This window comes from Aeromonas sp. OTU364 (assembly GCF_038440395.1).
In the GTDB taxonomy this organism is placed as follows: domain Bacteria; phylum Pseudomonadota; class Gammaproteobacteria; order Enterobacterales; family Aeromonadaceae; genus Aeromonas.
The window spans coordinates 386,562-410,686 of record NZ_JASATR010000001.1 but is presented as its reverse complement, the minus strand read 5'-3'; the positions used below and the strand labels follow the sequence as shown (position 1 = coordinate 410,686).

Genomic DNA, 24,125 nt, shown 5'->3' with positions numbered 1-24,125 from the left:
AACCTTAACCTTTCACCCCACCCGCGGTGAGGCCACCCACCAGCCAGCGCTGCGCCATGAGGAAGACGACAGTGATGGGCAGGCCGGACAGCACGGCGGCGGCGGCGAAGTCACCCCACAGATAGTTCTGCGGATAGAGGTATTGCTGGGCACCGACTGCCAGGGTCAGGTTGTTCACATCCTGCAGCAGGATGGAAGCCACGGGCACCTCGGTGATGGAGCCGATGAAGGCCAGAATGAAGACCACCGCCAGGATGGGCACCGACAGGGGCAGCAGGATCAACCTGAATGCCTGCCAGGGGGTCGCACCATCGATGGCCGCCGCCTCTTCCAGGGAAGAGTCTATGGTCTCGAAGTAGCCCTTGATGGTCCAGACGTGCAGCGCGATGCCGCCCATGTAGGCCAGGATCAGGCCGCCGTGGGTGTTCAGACCCAGCCAGGGGATGTAGTCGCCAATCTTGTTGAACAGCGCATAGATGGCCACCAGTGCCAGCACCGCCGGGAACATCTGGAAGATCAGCATCCCCTGCAATATGGTCTGCTTGCCACGGAACCGCAGGCGGGCAAACGCATAGGCACAGGTGGTTGAGAGCACCACTATCATCAGGGCCGTGATGCCCGCGATCTTGATGGAGTTCCACAGCCAGGTCAGCACCGGGAACGGCGGTGGCGTGATGCTGCCATCGGCGTTGGTGATGGACATGCCGAGCGCCAGCTTCCAGTGATCCAGGGTCGGATTGGAGGGGATTATCTCCCCCACCGAGAAGTTGCCGTTACGGAACGAGATGGCGATGACCATGATCACCGGGAAGATGATCAGCGCCAGGAAGCCCCACATGACCAGGTGGGTTGCCCACACCCGGTATTTCACTGATTTGGGTTGTACGATAGCCATTGAGAAGCCTCCTTACAGCTTGTCCGCTTTGGACAATTTCAGGTTGAGCAGTGCAAGCGCGCCGACGATGAGGAAGATGGCGGTGGCGATGGCACTGGCCAGACCGTAGTCCTGACCACCCGAGCCCTGGAACGCGATCCGGTAGGTGTAGTTCACCAAGAGATCCGTGGTCCCGGCCGGGGTACTGGCCCCTATGATGTCCGGCGCCCCGTTCGTCAACAACTGGATAAGCACGAAGTTGTTGAAGTTGAAGGCAAAGGATGCAATCAACAGGGGAGTCAGCGGCTTCATCAGCAGCGGTACCGTGATCTTGAAGAAGTTCTGTACCGGACCCGCACCGTCCATGGCGGACGCCTCATAGAGATCTTCCGGGATGGCCTTGAGCAGCCCCATGCAGAGGATCATCATGTAGGGGTAGCCAAGCCAGGTGTTGACGATGAGGATCATCACCTTGGCCAGGAAGGGGGTGGTGTACCAGTCCGGCTTGATGCCGAACGCCGCTTCCAGGAACAGGTTGATCTCGCCGAAGTTCTGGTTGAACAAGCCCTTGAACACCAGGATCGAGATGAACGCCGGTATCGCATAGGGCAGGATCAGCATGACCCGGTAGAAACCGCGCCCCCTGAGCTGCTCCCACTGCACCAGACACGCCATCACCATGCCGATGGCCAGGGTGAAGGCCACCGAGCAGGCGGAGAAGATCACCGTCCAGACGAAGATCTGCATGAAGGGACCCTGGATACCCGGGTCTGTCATGATGCGGACGAAGTTCTTCCAGCCCACGCTCACCACGAAGCCAGGGGCAATGCCCTTGCCGACGAAGTGGCCATCAGCATCTATGTACTGATAGAAGCCGGTATCGCCGTTGGGCATCATCAGCTCGCCGCTCTGGTTGTCCCGCAGCAGGTTGCCGTCCTTGATAACGACACCGGACTTGAGCACGGCCCCGTCAACCAGCTGGGTGTAGAGGGGCTTTTGCGCCGCAAACTTGCGCAGGCTGCTCAGGGTCAGGTGGATGGTGCCATCGGGCAGCACCAGATCCAGGGCGCTCAGGTGAGTACGGTGATCGACGATGGCACGTATGGGTGCCGCCTGGTCGACCGCTTCCCCGTTCAGGGGTTGCAGCTGAACAACCTGTGGCTCGTCACGGACTCTGCCCTCGCGGACGGCCAGTTCACGTGCCTTGTTGTTCAGCAGGGTAAGGGGTTGACTGATAAAGGATTGGTCGTCCTGTTGCAGCAGCAGCTGAAACTGATTGTTCTCACCACCCAGGAGGGTGAAATCGAATTCACCGCCGGTCACCTTATAGATTTTTTTCAGATGGAAATCCCGTGCCTGCTCGAGAGAGAGCAAGTTGGACCCCGAATAGTTGGTGAAGGCGATGCCGATCGTGTAGGCAAGAGGGAAGATGATAAAAACAACCATGCCTGCCACACCGGGGAAGATATAGCGGTGGGCATAGGTCTTCTTGTTCATGAAGACATAGAGACCGACGGAAACGACCACCAGATCGAGCAGGGCAAACACCCACTCGCCGCTGGCATACATCATCACGGCCGCATAACCATTAAGCACTGCAATCAGTGCCGCCATGGTCCACTTCAGCCAGACGTACTTGTCTTTCTTCGGACCGGCATAGGATTCGATAGAAGGTACAACTTCCATGCCAATTAACCTTTATTGCGCCAAGAGAGATTGGAGAGAGTGGGAGGCCCGAAGGCCTCCCTGGTGCTAGCTTACTGGACGATGCGCTTGGCAGCGGTATCCAGGGCTTCGTCAACGCTCTGACGGCCAGAGGTGACGTTTTTGAGGGCTGTTTCGAAGGAAGACCAGAAACGGCTCATCTCAGGCACGGACGGCATCGGTTCGCCATTCTGGGCGTTCTGCATGGTGGCCTTGATGTTGGGGTCGGTTTCCAGGGTCTTCTGGAAGGACTTCAGCGCCACGGCACCCAGCGGCTTGTCGGCGTTCACCGGCGCCAGACCGGCATCGGTCAGCAGGTAGTTTTCCAGGAACTCGATGGCCAGATCCTTGTTCGGGCTGGCGGCGTTGATGGTGGCACCCAGCACGCCGACGAAGGCCTTGGCCGGATTACCCTTCAGGGTCGGCAGCGGCGCTACGCCGTACTTGATGCCGCTCTTGTCCAGGTTGCTCCAGGCCCAGGGACCGTTGATCATCATGGCCACTTCGCCCTTGTTGAACTTGGCATCCATGACACCGTAGTCGATGCCCTTCTCCAGGTGACCGGACTTGATCATCTCGGAGATGTAGCCGACGCCGGCCTTGGCACCCGCGTTGGCCACGCCGGTGTCTTTCACGTCATAACCGGTGGCGGTCTTCTTGAAGGCATAACCACCGTTGGCAGCCACCAGGGGATAGCTGAAGTAGGGGGTGTCATAGGCCCACATGATGGCGCGCTTGCCATTTTTCTTCAGGTCTTCGTCGATCTTGGCGATCTCTTCGAAGGTCTTGGGCGGATTGGGCAACAGATCCTTGTTGTAAATCAGGCTGACGGCTTCCACCGCGACCGGGTAGCCATAGGTCTTGCCATCAACAGTCATGGCGTCCCAGGCGAACTGCTCGAACTTGGCCTTGGTGGCGGCGTTCGGAGTCACTGGCACCAGCAGACCGGCCTTGACCCACTCACCGTAACGGTCGTGAGCCCAGAAGAAGATGTCCGGGCCGTTGCCGGTGGCGGCGGCTTGCTGGAACTTCACTTCTACCTGGTCCGGGTGCGCGACGGTCACCTTGATGCCGGTCTCGGCTTCAAACTTCTTGCCTACTTCGGCCAGGCCGTTGTAGCCCTTGTCACCGTTGATCCAGATGGTCAGCTGACCTTCGTCAATCGCAGCAGTGGCTGAGCAAGCCACACCCAGGGTAGCCAGACCGATCAGGGATGACAGCAATTTCTTTTTCATGAGCCTTTCCTTGTATTAGTTCCGCGCTGTAAGAGCATTGTGTGCGAGATGAATATTATCCCAAGCCTGCAACGCCTCACATGACACGCCTCGCATTTTTGAAATGCAATTACGTATTTTCTTCCAGAAAGTTATGAAAACATTTTCTTATTTCAGCGACTTATCGGGATTTATCGCCATATTTTTGGCCTTGCATGGAAAATTAATTACCGAAAAGAAATAAATTTACACCATTGAAAGGGGTTTCACCCCATTGAAAACCCTTTCAACTCCATTATTTTGTTTAATGTGTTAACAAAAGTACCAAGCCGGATTCCAGACTCATCTCCCCCTTAAATAAAAAGGCACCGGAGCGGACTCCGGTGCCTTTTTGCCAGAAATGGTGACTGGATCACATTATGACTGGCGCAGCAGCTGATCCTTGAGGTTGGGCGGCACGCCACGAATGGTCAGGGTGTCGGTCTGGGGATCGTAGAAGACCCGGCTGTTCAGCAATTTCTGCTCGAAGCTCAGGGTGAGGCCGCCACCTGAGCCGACAAACTTGGTCAGGCCGCGCAGGGTGGAGCGATCGGCCGGGAAGCGATCTTCCAGCTCATATTCCTGACCGATGAAGCTGTAAAAATCGAGATCGCCGTCCCCCGGCAATTCCGCCGAGAGCTCCTTGATTTCGATCTCTTCACCGGCGCTCGCCTGCTCGGTGCAATATTTGAAGACCTGCTTCTTGTAATCATTGCGCTCGGCGGGTTCGAGCTGGCGGCTGTCGCAGTAATCGTCCACCGCCTGCAGCAAGCCTTTATTTTGTACCTTGGCATCCATGCCCTCGCGGGCACCCAGCAAGTCCATGAAAAAGTCCCGCAGCTTGCGGCCGACCCGCCCCTTGCTGAAGGTGATATAACGGCGAGAGTCCGGCTGGGTTTTCCACTCGGTCAGATCGATGCGGGCCACCAGGTTGAGTTTGCCTATATCCAGATAATGAATGTGACGCAGGTCCAGCGCCTCGCTGACGGTGACGCTCTCCTTGCCCTCCAGCAGGGCGATCATCAGATAATCGACCCCCACATAGTTGTATTTGGCAATCAGCAGCACCCCCTGTTCATCGAGGGCGTGCTCCACCAGCTGCTTGACCAGCATCTGGGTCAGGGTGATCGAGAAAGGGACGAATTCGGTCTGCTCGCCAAGCAGCTGTTCGAGGGCGATGCGAAAGGCCGGAGACGGCTGTTTGAGAGCCTCTTCACCTTCTGCCAGCTCGGCGACGTCGGCTTCCGGGTCTGCAAAGAAACCGAAGCCCTTGCCACCCTTGCCGTTGTAGATGCGATGCAGTTCTGCCATCAGCCCTTGCACCGCCTCGTCGGCAGGCAGAGTCTGACTGCGGGTATCGGCGTGGGGCTGACCGTCATTGCCAGCGCGCAGGGAGTGAAGAATGATCTTGTCGATATCGAGACTCATGTCACAAAGCCATAGTGTTAGCCGAAAGGGTGAAGTATTATAAGGCGCTTTGAACCGAGATGAACCCAAGATTATGCCCATCGTATCAAAGTACAATAACGAGCAGTTTGACGCCCTGATGAACGACCTGATCACCGCCCTGGAGAAACACAAGGCGCCGGTGGATCTCAGTCTCATGGTGCTTGGCAACCTGACCACCAACATCATCAACGGTATGGCCCCGGCCCAGCGTCAGGCGATCACCGAGAAGTACATCCAGGCGCTCACCGCCTCGGTGGATCATCGCCACGATGCTCACTGAGTTTCTTCGCATTCTTTGATGTTTTTCAAGCAGATGGATCATTATGGTCGAAACCGGCAACCCCTATCGTGATAACGTTTCTCGCCTGATCACCTGGGGGCATTGGTTCTCCTTCTTCAACATCATCCTGGCCATGCTGATCGCGACCCGCTATCTGGGTTCCATCAGCTGGCCATCGACCACGCTCGGGGTCACCTATCTCATCGTCAGCTGGATAGGTCATTTCTCGTTCCTGAGCTTCGTCACCTATCTGCTGACCGTCTTCCCCTTGAGCTTCGTGCTGCCCAGGGAGAAGCCACTGCGCTTCATTTCGGCCATCATCGCCACCCTGGCGCAGGTGCTGCTGCTCATCGACACCCAGGTGTTCCAGCTGTTCAAGTTCCACTTGAATGGCCAGGTGTGGCAACTGCTGCTGGATCAGGCCCAGACCGAAGAGGGCTCTATCTGGAGCATCATCTTCGTCGCCGTGCCCACCATCTTCCTGCTGCAACTGCTGCTGTCGGCCTATGTGTGGCGCAAGATCAACAAGCGCAAGCGCCGCCAGTACGGCAATCAGGTGGGGCTGGCCCTGCTGGTCTGCTTCATGCTGACTCACCTGGTCAACAGCTGGGCCGATGCGACCCTGTATCAGCCCATCACCATGCAGCGCGCCAACTTCCCGCTCTCCTACCCCATGACAGCCCGAAGCTTCCTGGCCAAGCATGGCTGGCTCGATCTCGAGCAGTATGAGAAGAAGGCCGAGAACCAGGGCAGCGCCGAGCATCGCCTGCTCTATCCCCTGCGCCCCCTCAGCGTGAGTGCCCCGAGCGAGCACAAGAACCTGCTGGTGGTGGTGGTCGACTCCCTGCGGGCCGACATGCTCAACAACATCAACATGCCCAATCTGCAGCGCTATGCGGATCAGCACCTCAACTACAGACGCCATATGAGTGGCGGCAACGATGACGCCATGGGGATGTTCGGCCTCTTCTACGGGCTGCCCGGCCACTACTATGGCGACATCCGTGCCGACAAGCGCCCGCCGGTGCTGTTTGACGAGATGCTGCGCCAGGACTATCAGTTCGGCCTGTTCGGTGCCCTGGAAGACGCCAAGCAATATCAGCAGAGCCTGCTCGCCGGCCTGCGCAAGCAGGTGTTTGTCTCCCGCCAGAGTGATGACACTCGCCTCATCGGCGACTGGCAGCAGTGGCTTGGCACGCGCACCGCGGACAGGCCCTGGTTCTCCCTGGTCTATCTCTCGAGCCCGGGAGATTATCAGGTGCCCGCCAGCCTCAAGGGCCCCTTCCAGCCCGAGCTGACCCGGTTCAACCCGGCTACCGCCTACAGACCCGAGAACCTGCAGAAGCTGGAGAATCGCTACAAGAACTCGGTGTTCTACACCGACCAACTGCTGGAGCAGATGCTCTCCCAACTGCAGCAGCAGGGGCTGAGCGAGCAGACCATAGTCGTCATCACCTCCAATCACGGCCAGGAGTTCAACGAAACCCAGAGCAACAGCTGGGGCTATGGCAGCAACTACTCCCCCTATCAGGTGCAGGTTCCCCTGGTCCTCGCCTGGCCCGGCGTCGAGAGCCAGCCACAGGAGCAGGCAAGCAGCCATCTGGATCTGGTGCCGACCCTGATGAAGGGCATGCTGGGGGTACGCAATCCCCCTCGCGACTACAGCACGGGGCGCAGCCTGTTCGACACCAGCCCGCGCAACTGGCTGCTGGCCGGCGATCAGAATGACTTTGCCATCTATCAGGACAACACCATCACCCAGTTCAACAAGCAGGGTGACTTCGAGCTGCTGGATCGCGCCACCTATCGCCCCATCAAACACGGCACCCCGGACATGGGGGCCATGATCCAGGTGATGAACGAGCTCAACCGCTTCTATCGCACTCCCTAGGTGCTAGCACGGCTCCAATCAGCCCGCCTTCTTGGCGGGCTTTTTATTGCCTCAAGATCCAGGCGGAACGCTTCTTTCCCCTCCCCCGGCCAGCGTCCTTCGCAAACGTATGCCCTGCAACTACTGATTCATTTCTCAAAAAACTCAGTCCGATCAAGATCATAAAACCAAAATGATAATGATTATCAATCATTGAAGCAAAGGGATTCATCTGCAATAATCCGCGCCACTCAGGTTTAAATAAAAATCATTATCAACAATGAAAACACTGCTTCACTACTGGCCCATGCTGCTGTCCGGTACAGCCCTGGCCGCCAGCGATCCCGCCGGGACAGATCCCGAACCCAGGGCCCACGAGACCATAGTGGTCAAGGGGCAGCGCATCGAGCAGAAGCTGTCCGATGTCTCTGGCTCCATCACCGTCATCACGGAGGAAGATCTGGATCGCCAGGTCGCCACCGAGCTCACCGACGTGTTCAAGAACGAACCCGGGGTCTCGGTGACCGGCTCCGCCGGTCGGCCGCAGAACATCATCATCCGCGGCATGGGCGGCAACCGGGTGCTCATCATCAAGGATGGGGTGCGAGTCAGCGACGGCTTCGGCGCCGACGACCTCAACGACAAGGTGGGCCGTTTCAGCTTTGATCTCGATGACGTCAAGCAGATAGAGGTCGCCAAGGGGGCCGGCTCCTCCCTGCATGGCTCCGACGCCATCGGCGGCACCATAGTCATCTCCACCAAGCAGCCGGAGGACTACCTGCAGGGGCAGGATGCCTATCTCGGCAGCAAGGTGCTGCAGGACGGCAGCAGCGACAAGCAGAAGCTGAGCGCCACCGGCGCCGCCCGGATACTGGATAGCGAGCACCTGCTGCGGGTCTCCGGCTGGCAGGGGCACGAGACCGCCAACTATGACGAGAGCCGCATCCCGGCGGATCTGGACGGCCTCAGCGCCTCCACCAGCTCCCGCTTCCCGTTAAGCGATCACCACCTGCTGCGCCTGGAGCTCGACTACTTCGAGGACAATGCAGAGCGGGATCAGGGGCCGCGCGAAGTGCCCCAGCCCGACGGCAAGTGGCAGGTGCGCCAATACCACGAGCAGGGCAGCCAGCGCACCCAGGGGGGCAAGCTTGGCTGGGAGGCGAGCGATCTCGGCAGTCTGCTGGCGGATCAGTTCACCTGGAGCCTCTATGGCAACCACTCCAAGAACAGCGCCAACAAGCGCAGCCTGCTGCAAAACGACCTGCTGAGCGGCTATCCCCGCTACCGCAGCGAGCGGGAGCTCTCCACCTTCACCGAAGAGAGGGTCGGCAGCGAGCTGGACGTGCGCCGGGATCTCGTCACCGGCGCCATCGCCCACAAGCTGAGCTACGGCGTCGAGCTGGAGCGTACCCGCCACGAGCGACCGGTGGAGAAGCTGAGTCTGGAGGCGGGGGTGCCCCAGCCCAGCCAGTCCGAGCCCTTCAGCAGTGCCCGCACCGACCGGGCCGGCGTCTGGCTCGGCGACGTGGCAACCCTGGGCCGGTGGCAGTTCACCCCCACCCTGCGCATGGATCACCAGTGGCTGCGCCCGCAAGATGGCAATCAGGGCGAGAACCACAGCTGGCATCTCTCCCCGAGCCTGGCCACCAGCTACCGCGTCAACGAGCAGTGGCGCAGCTGGCTCAGCTATGCCAACGGCTTTCGGGCCCCCTCCTACGACAAGGTGTACGGCAACATTCCCCACTACTTCGCCCTGCCGCCATTCCAGATCATCGCCAACACGGATCTGAAGGAGGAGACCAGCCACAGCCTTGAGTGGGGGCTCAGCGGCGAGGGGGAGAACTGGAACATCAAGCCGGCCCTCTTCTACAACCGCTACTACAACTTCATCGACTGGCGCGAGGTGGGGCTGCGCCTGAGTGACGGCGTCATCCTGCGCCAGTACCGCAACGTGGCCAAGGCCGAGACCTGGGGCGCGGAAATCGCCGCCAGCTACTGGCTGACCCAGGAGTGGGAGCTGGCCACCAAGCTCGGCTGGGTCGACGGGGAAGACAGCCAGGGCGAGGCTCTGCGCACCCTGACCCCGCTGGAGGGCAACACTCGCCTCAGCTACCAGACCCATGACTGGAGCCTGGGGGTGCAGGCGGACTACGCCGCTGCCATGAGCCGGGTGCCCAGCTGCGGCAACAGCCTGACCAAGAGCCAGGATGCCTGCCTCACGAGCGCGGGCTGGTTCAGTCTCGCCATGACGGCGGACTGGCTGATCACCGATGCCCTCAAGGTCAACCTCAAGCTCGATAACCTGTTCGACACCCGCTACACCCGCTATCAGGACGTGGCCGGGCTGGAAGCCGGTACCGACGCCTCCCTCTTCACCCAGAGCGGCCGCACCTTGAGTGCCAGCCTGCGCTACACCTTCGTGGGGATCTGATGCACAGCCTGCTTGTACTGGCCAGCCTGCTGGCCAGCCTGCTGGCCACCCCGGCCCCTGCCGCCCCGCTTCCTGAGGCAACCCAGGAGGCAGCGCCCCTCATCCCCGAGCGTCCACAACTGATGAAAGGGGTGATAGCCCGCCTCGATCCCTATGGCGGCTGGCGTGACGACAGTCGCCGCGCCCCCGAGCTGCTGGCGCTGCTGCGCGAGCAGAATCGCTGGACCGACGAGCAACTCGCCGCCCAAAAGCCCCTCGAAACAACGCTGCAAGGCGAGTGGCAGGCCAGGGAACGGGGCGAGCCCCTGCCAAAAGAGTGGCTGACTCAGGCGGGCAGCCAATGGCGCATGGAGGCGGACGGCAGCCTGTGGCAGCGCAGCGACGCCCGCGACGCCCCCCGCCAGCGGCTGGCCCCCCGTCAGCCCGATCAGGGTTACTACGAGATCGCCGCCTGGGCCCTGCACCCGGATGGCCGCCTGCTTGCCCTGGCCGAAGACAGCCGTGGGGACAGGGACTACCGCATCACAGTGCTGGATCTGGCGAGCGGCGAGACGCTCACCACCCTGGCGCACCGGGCCAGCGATCTGCTCTGGAGCCTGGATGGCAAGACCCTCTACACCATTGCCAACGAACCCCGCACCCTGCGCCCCTGGCAGCTGTGGGCCTGGCAGGCCGGCAAGGAGGCGCTGGTGCACCAGGAGGCCGATCCCGCCTGGCTGCTCAGCCTCTATCGCACCACGGACAACCGCCACCTGGTGCTGCAGAGCAACAACCACAACAGCTCGGAGCAATACCTGCTGGATGAGGGCGGCCCGACCCTGCTCAGGGCCCGTGAACATGGGCTCGAATACTACCTGGATACCCAGGGGGAGAGGGTGCTTGTCAAGAGCAACCGGGACGGGGCCATGGGGCTTTATCAGGCGCCCAGCCTGACGAGCCTGGCGGCTGATCCCTGGCAGCCCCTCTGGTCCGGCGAGGGCAGGGAGCTCGAGAAGTGGCGCCTGTTTGCCCGCCACACAGTGCTGCAATACCGCAAGGCAGGGGATGACTGGCTCGATGTGCTGGACGCAGACGGCAAGCTGACCCACAGCCTGGCGCTCACCGAAGGGGCGGGCACGGCCTGGATCCAGGGGGCCCATGATCCCGCCAGCCAGCAGATCCTGATCCGCCGCCAGGGCATGGCCGAGGCGCCGCACCAGCGCTGGCTGGATCTCGCCTCCGGTCAATGGCAAGCCGCTGACAAACCGGTCGCGAGCCCCCTCTATCAGAGCGAACGGCGCTGGGTCGTCGGCCGTGACGGCGTTAAGGTGCCGGTATCCCTGGTGTGGCGCAAGGACATCCAGGCGCCCAAGGCGCTGCTGCTCTACGGCTATGGCGCCTACGGTACCCCCATGCGTCCCTACTATCAGCCCCAGGTGCTGAGCCTGCTGGATCGCGGCTTCGTCTACGCCATCGCCCATGTGCGCGGCGGGGGCCTGCTGGGGGAGGCGTGGTACAAGGAGGGTCGCGGCCAGCAGAAGCAACACAGCGTGGACGATTTTCTGGCGGTGGCAGACAGCCTGGCCCGGGATCCCGCCATCGATCCGGACCGGCTGTTCGCCATGGGGGGCAGCGCCGGCGGCCTGCTGGTGGCGGCGGCCCTCAATCAGGCACCGACCCGCTTCGCCGGGGCCGTGTTGCAGGTCCCCTTCGTCGACCTGCTCGGCACCATGCAGGATCCCGAGCTGCCCCTCACCCGCCAGGAGTACGGGGAGTGGGGCAATCCGGCCATCCCGGCCGACTATGCGGCCATGCGCCGCCTGAGCCCTTACGACAACCTGCACGCGGCCCCCTACCCGCCCCTCTATGTGACGGCCGGGCTGCACGACAGTCAGGTGCCCTACTGGGAGCCGCTCAAGTGGCTGGCCCGCCTGCGGGCCCACAGCACAGGGGCAGGTCCCTATCTGCTGCACACCGAACTCGACGGCGGCCATCTCGCCAGTGCGGGCACCGCGCAGCAGAAGGCTGCCCGTGAATATGCCTTCCTGCTCTCCCTGGCTGGGGTCCGTCACTGATGTCCGCATTCACCTTTTCTGTTTTGGAGTCACCCATGAAACCCTCCTCCCTGGCCCTCTGGCTGGCAGCAGCCCTGCTCCCCCAGCCCCTGCTGGCGGCCGAGCTGCTGTTTGTCGATGAGCCCCCCCTGACCACCACGCCCCAGGCCTGGCTGGAGCAGCGCCTCGGCGTGACGCTCGCCCCCGACTACGACAGGGCCAGCCTGCTCGGCCATCACCATAGCTTCCGCATGCTGGTCAACGGCCTGCCGGTGGCCACCACCCAGGCCGCCGTCAGCATAGACGGCGCCGGCAGACCCTGGCGCCTCTATCACAATCTGCGCCCCTTGCAGAGCGCCGCACCCGGCTGCGATGCCAGCACCAGCCTGGATCCCCTGCTGGACCAGCTGCGCGCCGACGGCAGCCGGATAGACCCGCTGGGGCCGGTCGAAGCCTGGTACTGGCGCGACGGCGACACCCTGGTGCCGGCCCTGCGCCAGCGGGTGAGCGAGCACAAGGAGGGCAATGCCAAGGCCACCCGGATCCAGCTGTTTGTCAGTTGCGAAGGGGATCGCGAGCTCGGCCGCTGGGGCGATCAGGCGAGCACCCAGGCGCAGCGTACCCCGGATGCGGGAGATCAGCGCGTCCTGGCGCGAGTGTTCGATCCCGATCCCCGCACCCAGCTGCAAGACGCCAGCCTGGTCTGGCACGAGGCCCTGGTGCTGGCGGATGCCGCCTATCAGGACAAGGTCTCCCTGCCGGTCAGCCTGCAGGGCTCGGACTATGTGCTGAGCGGCCCCCATGCCAGGGTGGTGGATGCCATCGAGCCCACCACCGCCCCCTACGGGACAGACAGCCAGCAGGCCTTTCGCCTGACCCGGGACGACCCGGGCTTTGCCGACATCAACGCCTATTACCACCTGGATCTCGCCCAGCGCCACCTCAAGGCGCTCGGCTTCACCGACCTCATCCCCGGCGCCCTCGACGTCGATACGGACGCAGGCTATCAGGACAACTCCCTCTACGATCCGTTCGAGCGCAGGCTGGAGCTGGGCCGCAGCGGCGTCCCCGATGCCGAGGATCCCATGGTGATTTGGCACGAGTTCGGCCACGGGGTGCAGCACCACATAGTGCCGGATCTCGGGGAAGAGGGGGACTGGGGCGCCATCGGCGAGGGCTTCGGCGACTTCCTGGCCGCCAGCCATCGCCAGCGCAGCGAGGCGGGTCGCCAGTTCGAGCCCGCCATGGTGTTCAACTGGGATGCCCGCTTCACCGACCGCACCCCGCGCCAGCTGGACGATGCTCGGGCCCGCTACCACCCGGACTACAACTACCCGGCCCACCGCACCATCAACGGCAGCAACGGGGATCAGCTGTGGGGCACCCCGCTGTTCCAGGCCCTGCTGGCGTCCGTGGCCGAGCACGGGGAAGGGGCGCGGGACGAGTTCGATCGTCTCGTCATCGAGTCTCACTTCGGCCTGGGGCCCGCCATCCGCATGCCGCAGCTGGCCCGCATTACCGTGGACACGGCGGCGCGCCTCTATCCGGCGCGATCCTATGCCCGCCATCTGGAGCAGGCGTTTCGCCAGCACGGCCTGCTGCAGGCACCCGTCAACGTCGCCCTGGCCGAGGGCAGCGCCCTTGCGCTGGGGCAGCGTCAGTCGGTGCAGCTGGACCTCAGCAACGCTGGCAGCACCCCGGTGACCCTCAAGAACCTGACCCTGTCCCTGCCCGCCGGCCTGCAGGCCGATCCCCTGGCCTGGTCAGCGACCACCCTGGCGGCCGGCGCCAGCCTCACCACCACAGTGCGACTGCTGGCCGCCAGCCCGCTGGCCTGTGGCGACGAGGTGAGCCTGCCGGTGAGCCTCGTCATGAGCGGCACCAGCCCGACCGAGCGTCAGTGGCAGCAGTCCCTCACCCTGCCCATAGGCACCCCCGTCATCAGCCGGGCCAACGGCAAGCCGCTGACCCTCAAGGATGCCCAGAGCGAGGAGGTGCGCGGCATCAGCGAAACCAGCCTGGTGCTGGAGAAGAGCGACGCCCGGGTGAGCGATCGCCTGCAGCTGAACCTGGACTTGCAACACCAGGCCCTGGATGAGCTGGAGATCTGGCTCAACTCCCCCTCCGGCACCCGCATCCAGATCTGGGACAAGGGATACAGCCCGTTGCCACGGCTCAAGGGGGTCTTCCCCACCGAGCTGCTGCCCCTGCAGCCCTTCACCCCCCTGGTGGGAGAGCCGCTGGCCGGTCGCTGGACCCTGGAGGTGGTGGACAGCAAGCCGGGCCATCAGGGGCGCATCAACGGCTGGAGCATCAGCCAGCGCACCGGCGCCCAGTGTGGTGAGCCCGTCGCCCCGCCGGATGACGGCATCATCCACTTCGACACCGCGGACAGCAGCGGGGGCGGCACTGTCAACCTGCTCTGGCTGCTGCCGCTCACCCTCTGGCGCCGCCTCTGCCGTCGCGGCTGATCCATCCCCATAAAAGCAAAGAGGGGCCAAGGCCCCTCCAAGGACAAGAAATGAAGATGAGAATGACCCCGCTGGCCTGTCTGCTGGCCCCCCTGCTCAGCGCCTGTGGTGGTGGCGGATCCGACGAGGCGCCCCTGACCGCGCCGGACTACCGTCTGACGGTCAACCTGCCCGCAGCGGGCACCCTGTGCGTCAACCTGAACCAGAACGACAACTGCGAGCCAGGCGAGCCCGTGGTCAGTGGCGAGGCTGGCGCGCGCCAGTTGAGCGCCAGCGCCCCCGGCCTGCTCACCAGCCCCTTGCTGTTCCTCCCCCGGGATCCGGACGCCCTGACCCTGACCCTGACCCACCCGGCGGCGCGCCTGGACGATCAGCACCTCACCCCCACCCCCTTGAGCACGCTGCTGCAGACCCGGGTCGCGGACGGGATACCGCCTGCCCAGGCCCTGGCCGAGCTGCTGCTCGCCCTTGCGCCCCTGCAACCGGATCAGGGACTCGCGGCCCTGGTGCAGCTGGAGGAGTTCAACAGGGCTCTGGAGGCGCTCGCCCTGGCGACACGGGATGACGCCGCCAGCCTGCCCGGTCTCGCCACCGGCGAGCGCCAACGCCAGATCTGGCAGGGGCTGGTCACCCTGCTGCCCGAGCTCGCCCGGCACTTTGCCGCAAGCCCCGAGCTCCTGAGCCAGCAGGCCAGACTCGCCGCCGTGCTGATGCAGCAGCAACCCCGGGCGTTGGTGACCGCCAGCGGCGTCACCACCTACACGGACGGGGTGGATTACCTGCTGACCCAGGAGCCTGCGGATCACCCGGGCCAGGAGGCGAGCCTGGGCCAGGCGCCCCTGCGCTATCGCAAGCTGGACGGCAAGGGGCAGCCCCTGGCGGACAATGCCGACGAGTGGGAGTGCGTGGAGGATCTCAACACCGGCCTCATCTGGGAGAAGAAGCTCGATGATCCGGACAGTCCGCGGGATCTGCACAAAGTCTTCGCCTGGGAGTTTGGCAACTATCACCCCAGTCAGGCGGAGCTGGATTATGCCTGCCCCGAGGGGGAAGCTATCTGCTCCACCGAGCAGTATCGCCAATGGCTCAATGGACAACGACTCTGCGGCATAGGGCACTGGCGCCTGCCCACGGCCCAGGAGCTAGGCAGCCTGCAACACTACGGCTCCCTCGCCCGCCAGGATGGCCAGCGGGTCAGCCTGGATGTGCGCTACTTCCCCGACGTCGGTCCCTCGAGCGGCGACTTCGATGGCAGCTACTGGACCCAGACCCTGACCCCATCCCGGCGCCTCGAGAGCGTCCCCATCGCCGTCATCAGCCCTCTGTTCCTGGGGGAGGATGCGGGCACCGATTACCCCTATGGCGTCCAGAACGAAAATGAAATCAATGCCATACAACTGCGCCTTGTGGCCGAGGTAACCCGATGAACAAGTATCTTCTGACCCTGCTGCTCACCCTGTGCAGCCCCCTGGCACTGGCCATCGCCATCTGCGACGACAGCCTGCCGCGCACCAGCCCAAGCTCCCGCTTCCTGGATCGCGGCAACGGCACCGTCACCGACCGGGCTTCCGGCCTCACCTGGATGCGCTGCCAGCTCGGCCAAAGCTGGCAGAATGGAAGCTGCAGCGGCGAGCCGACCCGGCTCTACTGGCAGCAGGCCCTGCTGACCGCAGAGCGGATCCGCACCGAGCCGAGCCATGCCCTCCACGGTTTCGGCGGCCACACCGATTGGCGCCTGCCCACCATCAAGGAGCTCATCAGCATACTGGAGTCCGCCTGCTACAAGCCGGCATTGAACGAGACCCTCTTCCCCCGCGCCATGGCCGGGGACGGCAAGGAGGTGAACGAGGGCTATGTCTACCTCTGGTCCTCCACCCCGGTGCCCGCCAGCAAGGGCGTCGCCTATCTGGACATCACCAGTGGCGCCGTCGGCATGCGGGCCCCCGGCTCCTGGGCAAAGCAGGTGCTGCTGGTAAGGTGAGCAGTCCGGGCGGGGACTCCCCTGCCCGGTTTTCCCTCGAATGGCCCCTTTGGGGTGGAAGGCGTCAAAAAAGCATCAAATTACGTCACCCTGTGCCGGTTCAGGCTGGTTTTGCGCGCCGGAGCGCTGGCGTGAAACGGGCAGAGCGGTTAGTCTAGCGGCGTTGAACCAATCCCATGAGGTACAGATGAAAACCGTATTGCGTTTTAGCCTGCTGGGCGCCTTGTTACTGGGCGGCCATGCCTTCGCCGCCGAACCGAAAAAATTTGATATCAGCATGTTCCCTGCCGCCGAAGTGAACCAGGAACGTGTCGTGATCCGCCTGCCGGAAGTCGAAAACGAAGCCGACATGATGGTCGAGCTGCAAGTGGGCAAGAAGATGCTGGTGGACTGCAACCTGCCCCGCTTCGCCGGCAACCTGGAACAGCACAGCGTCAAGGGCTGGGGCTACAACTACCTGACCCTGGGCCAGGTCTCGGGTCCTGTCAGCACCCTGATGGCCTGCCCGGATGGCCAGAAGAAAGAGAGCTTCGTCCAGATCTATGGTCAGGGCTTCTTCGTGAACTACAACTCCAAGCTGCCGTTCGTCATCTATGTGCCGCAGGAGTATGAAGTGCGCTACCGTCTGTGGCGTGCCGACAACCTGGCGCAGCCAGCCATGATTGAATGAGTGCCCGACGCTCAGGTTCAGCCAATCCATGAACAAATAAAGGCGCCGTATGGCGCCTTTATTTTATTGTTTTCACCCTGCAGAGACCGGGTCCAGCTGTACAAAACCTGACATAACTCCACTATTTTTCAGGCTTTTTGTGCTGTGGACCGCAAAATTCTCCCTCGGGATGAGACAAAGGTCGTTCGATAAAAGATATTTATTAACATAGTAAGAAAATTGATTTTGCACTCTGCGACGGCCTGATGATACTTGCCCGCAAAGGTCAAACTAACCAGAACAAGAGCACTATGAGCTTCGAATCAGACAAGCGTTTCAACGACTTCAAACATTTTCCCCGTGGCCTGCGTCGCAGTGGCGAATTCACCGTGGCCGAAGCGGACAGTCTGGAAAAGTACGGCACAGTGATGCTGGCGCTCTATCAGGGCAACCTGGCCCCCCGCGATGACGTAGAAAGCGCCTTCATCGAACAGGTCAAGTCTGGCGCAGCCGGCAGCAACCCCCACGCCAAGGTATGGTTCAAGTACCTGAAGGTGATTGGTCCCAAGCGGGTGCACCGTCTGTGCACAGTCGCGGGTGGCGCCAATGAGGATGCGGGCGGCAGCTTTGAGGGCGGTGGCGGCGGTGGCAGCGACGAGTCCCTCGATTAATGGATACCGAGCTGCTTCGGACCTTCATCGAGGTCAGCAAGACCCGGCATTTTGGCCGGGCTGCCGAGAATCTCTACCTGACCCAGTCGGCGGTCAGCTTTCGGATCCGCCAGCTCGAGCAACAACTCGGGGTCAGCCTGTTTGCCCGCCATCGCAACAACATCCGTCTGACCGCCTCCGGTGAGCGTCTGCTGCCTTATGCAGACGCCATCTTGCATACCCTGGGCCGCGCCAAGCAGGACGTGGCCCTCTCCCCCGGTTTCAGTCAGCAGCTCGCCATAGGTGCACCCGCGGTGTTCTGGGAACTCGACTTCAATGACTGGCTCAACCACGTCTATGCCCTGGCCCCCGGTCTCGCGGTGCGCCTCGAGACGGCGTCTCGCGAGCACCTGTGCCGCCAGTTGCTGGAGCGCTCCCTCGATCTCGCCCTGCTCTCCGAGCCGACCAAGATAGACGAGATAGCCCTGCACCCCATAGGCGAGCTGGTGTTCGAGCTGGTGAGCCGTGAGCCGGCCGCCAATGCGGACAGCCTGATGCAGATGCCCCATATTCACCTCGACTGGGGCACCAGTTTCGAGCCGCCCTCGAGCCGGTTGCAGAGCCTGCAGAAGACCCCGGTGCTGCACTCGAGCTCTGCCAGCATGGCGCTGCAGTTCGTGCTGGCCAATGGGGGCGCCGCCTATCTGCCGCGGCGTATGGTGAGCCCCTTCCTGGAGCAGGGACAACTGCACCTGGTGGAAGGGGGACAGGCGCTAAGCCGCCCGCTCTACCTCGCCTATCTGGAGAAATCCGATCGCCGGGAGCTCATCGATCAGCTGCTCACCCTGCCGCTGGGGTGGGATGGCGCCGATCTGCGGCTGCCATCGGCCTAGTAGCCGGGCCTCAGCCTGGTCAGCATGAAAAAAGGGGCCAAGCGGCCCCTTTGTTATGGATGCGTGCCGTCAGCCATGGTGACGACGGTCGTTGGCCTGGGCCAGCAGGGTGCGACTCTCGCGCAGGAACTCGTCGGCATGTTCGCCGAAGAAGCTGGAAACTTGCGAGAAGGCCTCGATGAAGCCGTCCCTGTCCCCCCGCTCCAGCAGCCCCAGCGCCTCGCCGAAGTTCTGGTAGTAGCGGCGGATCATCGCGAGGTTCTGCGGCGACGAGAGGATGATGTCGGCATAGAGGTGGGGATCCTGGGCAAACAGCCGCCCCACCATGGCGAGCTCCAGCCGGTAGATGGGGGAGCTCAAGGCAAGCAGGCGGTCGATGTTGGCCTGCTCCCGGGAGAGGTGCCAGCCGTAGGCGAAGGTGGCGAAGTGGCGCAGCGCCTGAATGAGGGTCATGGCCTCGTCGTGAGCCTTGGCCTCCACCTGCTGCAGCCGTGCGCCCCAGATGGTCATCTGATCCAGCAGCCACTGGCTGGCGGCGGGGTCGCGGCCCTGGCAGCAGACGATCACCTGCTTGGCGAGACTCGCCACATCCGGCCCGAACATGGGGTGCAGCCCCAGCACAGGTCCCGGGTGCACCGCCAGCATGTGCTCGAGCGGCGCCGCCTTCACGCTGGTCACATCCACCAGCAGGCAATCCGCAGGCAGCTTGCCGAGCCGGTCGATGATCTGGCAGGTGATGTCGATGGGCACCGCCACCATCACCAGCCCCGCATCGGCGAGGATCTCGTCGGCGCGCGGCCAGTCCCCCTGCTCCAGGGTCTCGACCCTGTAGCCGGAGAGGCCGAACATCTGGCCGAACAGGCGGCCAAGCTGGCCCTGGCCGCCTATGATGACCACCTTGCCAAGATCCGGCTTCATGCACTTGAAGTGGTTCTCCTTTTCGCTGGCGGATTCCAGAATGTAGGATTCGCGCATCACCCGGCGCAGCACATCCTCGATGAGATCCCCGGGCACCCCCAGCAGTTCGGCCTCGGCCCGGCGGCGGGCCAGCATGCTCGCCTCCCTGTCCGGTGCATAGATGGGCAGGCCGTGGCGGCTCTTCACTTCACCCACTTCCCCCACCAGGGCCAGACGGGCGGCCAGCAGATCAATTAGCTGCCTGTCCACCGCATCTATCTTGTCCCTGAGGGCATTCAACTCTTCAGCCATATCCAGTCCCTGCCGGCGCCGCAGGCGGCGGCGCCCTGTGATTCAAGAGGCAACAAGGTATCACTGCGTAGGCAGTGATACCTCTATGGTTCAATCAGTTACGACAAGATACCACGACTTACGGCGCGGTTCTGCCCTTGAGCGGCGCCGCCAGCTGGCTGTGGCATCGGGCCAGCAGCGCATCCGTGGTCTCCCAGTCGATGCAGGCATCTGTGATGGAGACGCCGTAGCGCATCTCGCACTTGGGCTGCTCGCTGGACTGGTTGCCCTCGAACAGGTTGGATTCGAGCATCACCCCTATGATGGAGCGGTTGCCCTCCTGGATCTGGTGGATGACGTTGTCCGCCACCTTGGGCTGCAGCCGGTGATCCTTGCTGGAGTTGCCGTGGCTGCAATCCACCACCAGGCCGGGCAGCAGGCCCGCCTTTTCCAGCGCCTCTTCCGCCAGCGACACATTGACGGAGTCGTAGTTCGGGTGCTTGCCGCCGCGCAGGATCACGTGGCCATCCGGGTTGCCCTGGGTCTGCAACAAGGCGACCTGGCCCTGCTGGTTGATCCCCATGAAGGCGTGGGGGCTGGAGGCCGCCTGCAGCGCGTTGATGGCGGTACCCAGGTTGCCGTCGGTGCCGTTCTTGAAGCCGACCGGCATGGAGAGGCCGGACGCCATCTCCCTGTGGGTCTGGGATTCGGTGGTACGGGCGCCAATGGCCGACCAGGAGAAGAGCTCCGCCAGGTATTGGGGGCTGATGGGGTCCAGCGCCTCGGTCGCCAGCGGCAACTCCAGCTCCGCCAGCCAGCAGAGCAGCTCCCGGGCGCGGTGCAGCCCCAGCTCCACGTCGAAGGTGCCGTCGAGGTTCGGATCGTTGATAAAGCCCTTCCAGCCGACCGTGGTGCGTGGCTTCTCAAAGTAGACCCGCATGACAATGTAGAGAGAGTCCTGGTAGGCATCATGCAGCGCTTTGAGTCTGGTTGCGTACTCTTTGGCGGCGTCCATGTCGTGGATGGAGCAGGGTCCACAGATCACCAGCAGGCGGTGATCCCGACGGTGGATGATGTCGGCTATGGTATTGCGGGCCCCTTGCACGAATGCCAGCGCCTTGTCGGAGATGGGTAGCTTCTCCTTGAGCTGGGCAGGCGTGATCATCACTTGTTCGGACTGGATATGGATGTTGTTCAGGGGGTCTCTTTGCATTTTCTCATTCTCTCTACTGTATTTAAGCCAATTGCGCCAAAGTGTATTTATTTATTTACACAAGTCAGCGCTTTGTTACGCAACCGCCCTCACCTTACCAAGGAAAAACAAACAATCAAGTGAAACTAGCGGCTCAGTGCATCAATAGATGGATTAATGACCACTCTCGTGACCAAAACAGCCAGAAAGTAGCGTGTGAGAGGCCCCCTGCACCACGAAAATCGTAAACAAATAATTACACCCCAACCTTCATCACGCCCTGGCCAACCTGCCGCCATAAAAAAACGGGGCACCTGGCCCCGCTTGCGTTCCCGTGTTGCTCTTCTTTTATTATTTGCCGTGGGCCTTGATGACCGCCACCGCCTTGTCGGGGAAGTCGCTGAACACCCCGTCCACATCCGCCTGATAGAGGAAGATGTTGAGCAAGTCGGTGAAGTCTTTCGCATAGGCCGGGATCTGCCCCTCATCCTGGCGGAAGGTATAGGGATGTACCTTGAGACCGGCGGCGTGGGCCTCCTTCACCATGGTGGTGAACACCGGCTTGCCCGGGGTGCCCGGCTCGGTGACTATCATCGGCTTCCAGGGGCCTATGCCGTCGGCGTAGCCGGCTATGGTCTTCATGGCACCCGGCTTGAACATCCAGCCATAGTCGTAGGGGGTCGCCTTGCCCTTGGCGTCGTAGACCATGGTCTCGTTCCAGTCGGTCTCGGCCATCAGCTGCACCAGCTTCAAGTCCATGCCGAGGGCCGGCATCAGCTCGGTGTCGATGCGTTTGAGCTCATCCACGTCGAAGCTCTGCAGATAGACCTTGTCGCTCTTGCCGGTGTAGCCGTACTCCTTGAGCACGGTCAGCACCGCCTTGGAGATGTCCTTGCCCTCGTGGCGGAACAGCCAGGGGGCCTTGATCTCCGGGTAGATGCCGATCTCTTTGCCGGTGCTCTTGTTGAGCCCCTGGATCATCTCTATCTCTTCCTGGAAGGTGTGGATCTTGAAGTCGGACTTCCACAGCGGGAAGCGGGCCGGATAGACGGGCACCTGCTTGCCCTCCACCAGCTGGAACGGCTCCGTCATGCGCAGGGAACGCACCTCGGCCAGGGTGAAATCCACCACATAGTAGCGGCCGTCCGGGCGGGCACGGCCGGGGAAGCGCGTCGCCACGTCCGTGATACCGTCGAGGAAGTGATCATGCATCACCACCAGCTGGTCATCCCTGGTCATCACCAGATCCTGCTCCAGATAGTCGGCCCCCATGCCATAGGCCAGCGCCTTGGAGGCCAGGGTGTGCTCGGGCAGGTAGCCGGAGGCGCCGCGGTGGGCGATCACTATCTTGCCGTCATCTGCGGCCAGGGCGGGCAATGCGAGGGCAACCCCGAGGCCAAGGGCCACCAGGGAGAGGTGAGGTTGTTTCATAAGAACGGCTCTTTGTTATTGTTTATTGGATGTAGGTAGTTGTTATAGCAGAGGTTTATTGCAGTTTAACGGCGGGCGGCAAGGGCCGCCCGCTTCTTCATCAGCTTGCCTTGGGCAGGGCGTGATGGTGTTGCTCCAGCCAGGCGTGCAGTTGCTGCTGCTCGGCATCACAGAGGCGCAGCCCCAGCTTACTGCGGCGCCACAGTATATCTTCCATCGAATGGGCCCACTCGCGGCTGATCAGATAGCGCACTTCGGATTCATACAGTCCGGATCCAAAGTGCTGGCCGCGCTCCTCGTGCAACCAGAGACGGGCATGACTGCCATAGGCCTCGGCGATGCGGCGGGCGCTGCGCTCGTCCAGCCAGTCGAATTCGAGCAGGTAGGCGCGGGCCAGCTCTGTGGTGGAGCAGTCGAACTCGCCGCCGGGCAGACGGCTGGTGGCTGTCCAGTCCTCACCCATCTGGCTGAACCAGGGTTTGAGCTTGTTGCAGGCGGCCTGGGCCAGCTTGCGATAGGTGGTGAGCTTGCCGCCAAACACCGACAAGAGCGGCGCCCCGTCGGATTCGCCGGAGAGCTCAAGGGTGTAGTCGCGGGTCACCGCCTGGGGAGAGTCGGACTCGTCATCGCACAGGGGCCGCACCCCGGCATAGGTCCAGATGACCTCGGAGGGGGCAATCTGGCGGGTGAAGTGGGCGTTGACCACCTTGCACAGGTAGCTGATTTCGGCCTCGCTGATCTTCGCCTCCCGCGGGCTGCCATGGTGCTCCACGTCCGTGGTGCCGATGAGGGAGTAGTCCTGCTGGTAGGGAATGACGAAGACGATGCGGTTGTCCTCGTTTTGCAGGATGTAGGCCTCTTCGCGCTCATGGATGCGCGGCACTATGATGTGGCTGCCCTTGATGAGGCGAATGCCGCGAGGGGATTTCTCGTGCAGGCTCTCGTCATAGAAGGTCTTGACCCAGGGACCGGCCGCATTGACCAGGCCACGGCAGGTGACGTTGAACTGCTCGCCCCCTTCCCGCTCCAGGGTCAGGGTCCAGTGCTTGGATCCGCGCACCGCCTTGACGCAGCGGGTGCGGGTCTGCACATCGGCGCCCTTGTCCCGGGCCATCATGGCGTTGAGCACCACCAGGCGGGCGTCGTCGACCCAGGCGTCCGAGTACTCGAACCCCTTGTTGATGCCGCTCTTGAGGCCATCTTGCGGCAGGAAGCGCAGGCCGCAGCTCCCCTTGAGCTTGTCGCGCTTGGCCAGGTTGTCGTAGAGGAAGAGGCCGGCACGGATCATCCAGGCCGGGCGCAGGTGCGGGCGGTGCGGCAGCCGGAAGCGCATGGGACGGGCGATGTGCGGCGCCATGCCGAGCAGCACCTCCCGCTCCGCCAGCGCCTCTTTCACCAGCCTGAATTCGTAATGTTCGAGATAGCGCAAGCCGCCGTGGATCAGCTTGCTGGAGTTGGACGAGGTGGCCGAGGCGAGATCCTGCGCCTCGAACAGCGCCACCTTCAGCCCCCGCCCCGCCGCATCCGCCGCAATGCCGACCCCGTTGATGCCGCCGCCGACGACGACCAGATCATAATGTTCGCTCATGTTCACCTACTTTCTTATTTTGTGTTCGCCATGCCGGCAATGTTTGATTTCGCTCATATTAGAACATGAAAAACCAATAAACGAACATTTCGTGAGAGAAATGTGATCGCGATTGTTCTGACAATGCTAAAAATGCTGCCGGTCGGTGACAAAGTGCCACCCCAAGCCCTCGCCATAGCCCCTACTGC

The 24,125-nt window shown here is 62.5% G+C and carries 18 protein-coding genes; 10 read left to right on the top strand and 8 right to left on the bottom strand.

Features of this window, described 5'->3' with window-relative positions; all coding sequences use genetic code 11:
- Positions 1-4 precede the first annotated feature (4 nt).
- The 4 genes from malG to yejK all read right to left on the bottom strand — a co-directional run bounded on the left by malG (position 5) and on the right by yejK (position 5,259).
- Entirely contained in the window at positions 5-895 is an 891-nt protein-coding gene (gene malG / locus AAHB08_RS01960; RefSeq protein WP_025326477.1) for a maltose ABC transporter permease MalG, read from the bottom strand.
- Positions 896-907: 12 nt separating this feature from the next.
- Complete coding sequence (malF, locus tag AAHB08_RS01955) at positions 908-2,560, bottom strand: maltose ABC transporter permease MalF (RefSeq protein ID WP_342057939.1); 1,653 nt, start codon at positions 2,558-2,560, stop codon at positions 908-910.
- A 71-nt stretch (positions 2,561-2,631) separates the two neighbouring features.
- A complete protein-coding gene (gene malE / locus AAHB08_RS01950; protein WP_025326475.1) occupies positions 2,632-3,813 on the bottom strand; it encodes a maltose/maltodextrin ABC transporter substrate-binding protein MalE in 1,182 nt (393 codons plus the stop codon).
- Positions 3,814-4,209: 396 nt separating this feature from the next.
- Positions 4,210-5,259, bottom strand: a complete 1,050-nt coding sequence (gene yejK / locus AAHB08_RS01945) for a nucleoid-associated protein YejK (protein WP_342057938.1) — start codon at positions 5,257-5,259, stop codon at positions 4,210-4,212.
- A gap of 73 nt (positions 5,260-5,332) precedes the next feature.
- Between yejK and AAHB08_RS01940 the strand changes: the two genes are divergently transcribed.
- From AAHB08_RS01940 to hdfR, 10 genes are all read left to right on the top strand, one after another.
- The gene (locus AAHB08_RS01940; protein WP_011705556.1) at positions 5,333-5,560 is read left to right on the top strand and encodes a DUF1414 domain-containing protein; all 228 of its coding nucleotides are present in this window, start codon (positions 5,333-5,335) and stop codon (positions 5,558-5,560) included.
- A 43-nt stretch (positions 5,561-5,603) separates the two neighbouring features.
- Positions 5,604-7,451 (top strand): DUF3413 domain-containing protein, encoded by a 1,848-nt coding sequence (locus tag AAHB08_RS01935; protein WP_247626783.1) that lies wholly within the window; start codon positions 5,604-5,606, stop codon positions 7,449-7,451.
- A 259-nt stretch (positions 7,452-7,710) separates the two neighbouring features.
- Complete coding sequence (locus AAHB08_RS01930; protein WP_342057937.1) at positions 7,711-9,861, top strand: TonB-dependent hemoglobin/transferrin/lactoferrin family receptor; 2,151 nt, start codon at positions 7,711-7,713, stop codon at positions 9,859-9,861.
- Positions 9,861-11,915: a prolyl oligopeptidase family serine peptidase gene (locus AAHB08_RS01925; RefSeq protein WP_342057936.1), complete on the top strand. Its 2,055-nt coding sequence runs from the start codon at positions 9,861-9,863 to the stop codon at positions 11,913-11,915. The genes AAHB08_RS01930 and AAHB08_RS01925 overlap by 1 nt, the downstream gene beginning before the upstream one ends.
- 35 nt (positions 11,916-11,950) lie before the next feature.
- Positions 11,951-14,365, top strand: coding sequence for a proprotein convertase P-domain-containing protein (locus AAHB08_RS01920; RefSeq protein ID WP_342057935.1), 2,415 nt, complete (start codon positions 11,951-11,953; stop codon positions 14,363-14,365).
- Between the two features lie 62 nt (positions 14,366-14,427).
- The gene (locus tag AAHB08_RS01915; protein WP_342058050.1) at positions 14,428-15,792 is read left to right on the top strand and encodes an Lcl C-terminal domain-containing protein; all 1,365 of its coding nucleotides are present in this window, start codon (positions 14,428-14,430) and stop codon (positions 15,790-15,792) included.
- The gene (locus tag AAHB08_RS01910; protein WP_342057934.1) at positions 15,789-16,346 is read left to right on the top strand and encodes an Lcl C-terminal domain-containing protein; all 558 of its coding nucleotides are present in this window, start codon (positions 15,789-15,791) and stop codon (positions 16,344-16,346) included. Before AAHB08_RS01915 ends, AAHB08_RS01910 begins: the two co-directional genes overlap by 4 nt.
- 187 nt (positions 16,347-16,533) lie before the next feature.
- Positions 16,534-17,016, top strand: coding sequence for a serine protease inhibitor ecotin (eco, locus tag AAHB08_RS01905; protein ID WP_005328180.1), 483 nt, complete (start codon positions 16,534-16,536; stop codon positions 17,014-17,016).
- Positions 17,017-17,306: 290 nt separating this feature from the next.
- Complete coding sequence (gene maoP, locus AAHB08_RS01900) at positions 17,307-17,666, top strand: DUF413 domain-containing protein (RefSeq protein WP_005328181.1); 360 nt, start codon at positions 17,307-17,309, stop codon at positions 17,664-17,666.
- On the top strand, positions 17,666-18,538 hold the full coding sequence (gene hdfR / locus AAHB08_RS01895) for an HTH-type transcriptional regulator HdfR (RefSeq protein WP_342057933.1): 873 nt from the start codon (positions 17,666-17,668) through the stop codon (positions 18,536-18,538). Before maoP ends, hdfR begins: the two co-directional genes overlap by 1 nt.
- 69 nt (positions 18,539-18,607) lie before the next feature.
- Here the strand turns inward: hdfR and tyrA are convergent, their stop codons facing one another.
- The 4 genes from tyrA to glpD all read right to left on the bottom strand — a co-directional run bounded on the left by tyrA (position 18,608) and on the right by glpD (position 23,937).
- Entirely contained in the window at positions 18,608-19,747 is a 1,140-nt protein-coding gene (tyrA, locus tag AAHB08_RS01890; protein ID WP_342057932.1) for a bifunctional chorismate mutase/prephenate dehydrogenase, read from the bottom strand.
- Between the two features lie 118 nt (positions 19,748-19,865).
- The gene (locus AAHB08_RS01885) at positions 19,866-20,939 is read right to left on the bottom strand and encodes a 3-deoxy-7-phosphoheptulonate synthase (RefSeq protein ID WP_319912912.1); all 1,074 of its coding nucleotides are present in this window, start codon (positions 20,937-20,939) and stop codon (positions 19,866-19,868) included.
- A gap of 330 nt (positions 20,940-21,269) precedes the next feature.
- Positions 21,270-22,349 (bottom strand): glycerophosphodiester phosphodiesterase, encoded by a 1,080-nt coding sequence (gene glpQ, locus AAHB08_RS01880; RefSeq protein ID WP_342057931.1) that lies wholly within the window; start codon positions 22,347-22,349, stop codon positions 21,270-21,272.
- A gap of 100 nt (positions 22,350-22,449) precedes the next feature.
- Positions 22,450-23,937 carry a glycerol-3-phosphate dehydrogenase gene (glpD, locus tag AAHB08_RS01875; RefSeq protein WP_342057930.1) on the bottom strand — a complete coding sequence of 496 codons (1,488 nt, stop codon included), beginning with the start codon at positions 23,935-23,937 and terminating at the stop codon, positions 22,450-22,452.
- Positions 23,938-24,125: the final 188 nt, after the last annotated feature.